The following is a 2,971-nucleotide window of genomic DNA, read 5'->3' as shown; positions in this document are numbered from 1 at the left end:
CCCTGCTTCTTCATCTCCCCATCTCCCCATTTCTCCATCGCGCGATCGCTCTCAAATATGCTGAAACCGGAATTTGATAAATTTCAATCACAATCCAAACAATAATTGATAAATGTGATAAGAAAGTTAATATAGTCCAAATATATGGCATCCAGGTAATGGGTTCTTTGAGATTAGCAGGAAAATAGTAAGCTACTATGCCAATTAGAGTAGTGGGAAGAATTACAAAAACTGCTGCTGCTAGTCCATAACCCCAACCTAATTCCACACCTTCCAACTGGCCTTCTGTCCAACTAAACCCATTCCACCGCCAAATTAAGGGTGGTTGCCTAGAAGGCATCTTGATTTGCTGTAGTTCTAAGTTAACTGTAAAAATCTCTTGGCAAAAGTCACAAGCCATAGCTTCCATCAATGGCATGTGAGAAATCTTACCTATCCGACAGACTGGGCAGGGGTAAACTCCATAATAGTCGAAAGATTGGGCTAAGATTTTGGAACTGGGCATAATGAAACTGAATGATCCTAAAAAGTTGATCTGGTCAATGAGGACTTAGGCAAGAATAATGTATGGCGATCATCAATTGTTTGCAATAAGCTTTCGCAAGATGAGATGACAAGTCAGGAGAATTATATATTTTAACTTCTCAATTCTGGTTACTGGTCTTGACTCCCACAGTTGTACTGAGTCTATCGCTTTTTTATGTTTTGTGGGGGTCTTGACACCGCCTACTCTTCCTGTTAATGTTACCTTACATAGGTATAGTTTTTACGTTTTCCAGCAAAAGCCCCGCAAATGCTTAAGACAAACTCCTACTTTTATTTTTGGTTTAGGGTGGTTCACCGGGAGTGAATTGAGTTTCCTAATGGAAACCGCCCGGTGAACCGCAGAGGTGACTCTGCGGTTTTTGTTTTTTTAAGGAGAATTTCATCATCATGACTTATTTCAGTAACTGGTTTTATAGCTTTTACTTTTGGCCCAGAGTAAGTTCCGGGTAAATAGCGTCATGCCGATGAATCAGAACGCGCCCGGAACTTATCAAAGGTTCCGGGCTTTTTTATTATCGCAAAATAGTACCCAATACTTAATTTTTAGGAGAATAGAACCATGATTAATGCCAAACTTGCCGCACAATCCCATCGGAATCACCAGACAATTGTTAAAATCTCAAAAAAAGTCGCTTTCGGGGGCGAAGAACTGGTAATTATCGGCGGCCCCTGCACTGTTGAAAGCCTAGAACAAATGGAGATAGTCGCCCAAAAGTTATCTACTGCATCCGTGCAAGGGTTGCGTGGCGGTGTCTACAAACCCCGCACATCTCCCTACGCTTTCCAGGGTATGGGAGAGTCAGGATTGGAGATTTTGGCAAGGGTGCGATCGCATTACAATATGCCAGTTGTCACCGAGGTGATGTCAATTTCCCAAATTGAAGTAGTTGCCGCCCACGCTGATATGCTTCAAGTTGGTAGCCGCAATATGCAAAACTTCGACTTGCTCAAAGCTTTGGGACAAGCTGGTAAACCAATACTACTCAAACGTGGTTTAGCAGCGACAATTGAAGAATTCGTCATGGCTGCTGAATATATCCTCAGCCACGGTAATCCTGATGTGGTGTTGTGCGAAAGAGGTATCCGCAGCTTTGATGATTACACTCGCAATGTCCTAGATTTAGGGGCAGTGGCAGCACTCAAGCAAATAACCCACCTGCCTGTGATTGTAGATCCTTCCCATGCTGTCGGCAAACGGGAACTTGTAGCACCTGTGGCTAGGGCTGCGATCGCTTGCGGTGCAGATGGATTAATTATTGAATGTCATCCAGAACCAGAAAAATCTGTTTCTGATGCCCGTCAAGCACTTTCTTTAGAAGATATGGTGCATTTAGTTGATAGTTTAAAGCCTGTAGCAACAGCCGTTGGGCGCAGTATATCAGATGTCGGGGCGGGTGTGGAACCTGCCCCGATTTTTTGGGCTGCTTAAATTTAGTCATTTTAGTCATTAGTCATTAATGACTAATGACTAAAATTTCCGCACGGCTTTTTATGAAAACTAGCGATCGCAGGAGCTTCCCGAAAAGACAAGCGATGTTTTTGTAGCCGTGGGATGAGTCAAAAGATTGATTTTGGTTTAATTACAAACAGTGATCGTGCTGTCGGCATCGATACTAGAAACTTACGGTGAGGTATCTCAATCCGGTTTGGTTAAGGAAAGAGACGTGATAAATTGCCATCTCTACAAAGGACTGATTATTGTAAAGACGGCGATTTATCGCGTCTTTGTGATCTATAACTTTCATCAAAAAACCTTATGCGAACTGTATTGACAGGTATCTATCATAAAGCTATGGCTATGCCCGCCAAAGGCATCACAGAACTTTTCGGTCTACTGAATTGAGTTAAAGCTTTCTTACTTACTGGCTTCTGCCTTGTTGCATCCAAATATGTCAAACGTATTGTTCGAGTCCAGCCAAAGTAGCAACCATAGAAGCTAAATCGTCTAAGTCTATCGGCTTACACCGATATATATCATAACCTGCTAATAATGCACGATTACGGTCTTCGTCCAAAGCAGATGCCGTCAGAGCAATAGCTGGAATCTTTCTCCCTCGCTTTTCTTCCAGATTTCTGAGCTTCATGAGCAGTGAGCAGCCGTTTTCATCTGGCAAATAAATGTCACTAATCAGAATGTCTGGTTTAAACAATAACAATATTTCTAGAGCCTCGCCTGCTGAAGCAGCGGTGATAACCTCTGCTCCGTCTAATTCAAATAGGAAGGTAAGTAACGTTCTCGTATCAGGGTCATCACTGGAGTTTAGACTAAAAGCGATAGGAGAGAACGCAAATCAAAAGAAATTAGAGGTTAAAAATATTATCTTGTCAGCCTTAAAGCATCCTGACCTTTAACAATTATTGTGTAGTATACCTATTCAGAAAACAATACAATAATGATAATCATAAAAAGGGTGGGAGAGAAACG

General features: G+C 42.0%; 4 protein-coding genes. 1 reads left to right on the top strand and 3 read right to left on the bottom strand.

All coding sequences use genetic code 11. The features are described from left to right. Nucleotides 1-10: 10 nt before the first annotated feature. The gene (locus tag F8R90_RS28230; RefSeq protein WP_190894076.1) at nt 11-505 is read right to left on the bottom strand and encodes a hypothetical protein; all 495 of its coding nucleotides are present in this window, start codon (nt 503-505) and stop codon (nt 11-13) included. Nucleotides 506-1,105: 600 nt separating this feature from the next. Between F8R90_RS28230 and aroF the strand changes: the two genes are divergently transcribed. After that, nucleotides 1,106-1,975 carry a 3-deoxy-7-phosphoheptulonate synthase gene (gene aroF / locus F8R90_RS28225; RefSeq protein ID WP_196513436.1) on the top strand — a complete coding sequence of 290 codons (870 nt, stop codon included), beginning with the start codon at nt 1,106-1,108 and terminating at the stop codon, nt 1,973-1,975. Nucleotides 1,976-2,159: 184 nt separating this feature from the next. Here the strand turns inward: aroF and F8R90_RS33575 are convergent, their stop codons facing one another. Together F8R90_RS33575 and F8R90_RS28220 are read right to left on the bottom strand one after the other, a co-directional pair. Continuing rightward, entirely contained in the window at nt 2,160-2,291 is a 132-nt protein-coding gene (locus F8R90_RS33575; RefSeq protein ID WP_269141809.1) for a hypothetical protein, read from the bottom strand. A gap of 147 nt (nt 2,292-2,438) precedes the next feature. Next, on the bottom strand, nt 2,439-2,822 hold the full coding sequence (locus F8R90_RS28220) for a response regulator (RefSeq protein WP_196513437.1): 384 nt from the start codon (nt 2,820-2,822) through the stop codon (nt 2,439-2,441). Nucleotides 2,823-2,971: the final 149 nt, after the last annotated feature.

The sequence above is a fragment of the Nostoc sp. NZL genome, from assembly GCF_015714705.1.
Classification (GTDB): Bacteria; Cyanobacteriota; Cyanobacteriia; order Cyanobacteriales; family Nostocaceae; genus Nostoc; species Nostoc foliaceum_A.
Note: the sequence above shows the minus strand (reverse complement) of the source record. Positions and strands in the feature narration are given on the sequence as shown.

What these genes read in the sequence shown, in the direction of transcription:
- F8R90_RS28230 (WP_190894076.1), bottom strand. Translation starts at nt 505, where the DNA reads ATGCCCAGTTCCAAAATCTTAGCCCAATCTTTCGACTATTATGGAGTT.
- aroF (WP_196513436.1), top strand. Translation starts at nt 1,106, where the DNA reads ATGATTAATGCCAAACTTGCCGCACAATCCCATCGGAATCACCAGACA.
- F8R90_RS33575 (WP_269141809.1), bottom strand. Translation starts at nt 2,291, where the DNA reads ATGAAAGTTATAGATCACAAAGACGCGATAAATCGCCGTCTTTACAAT.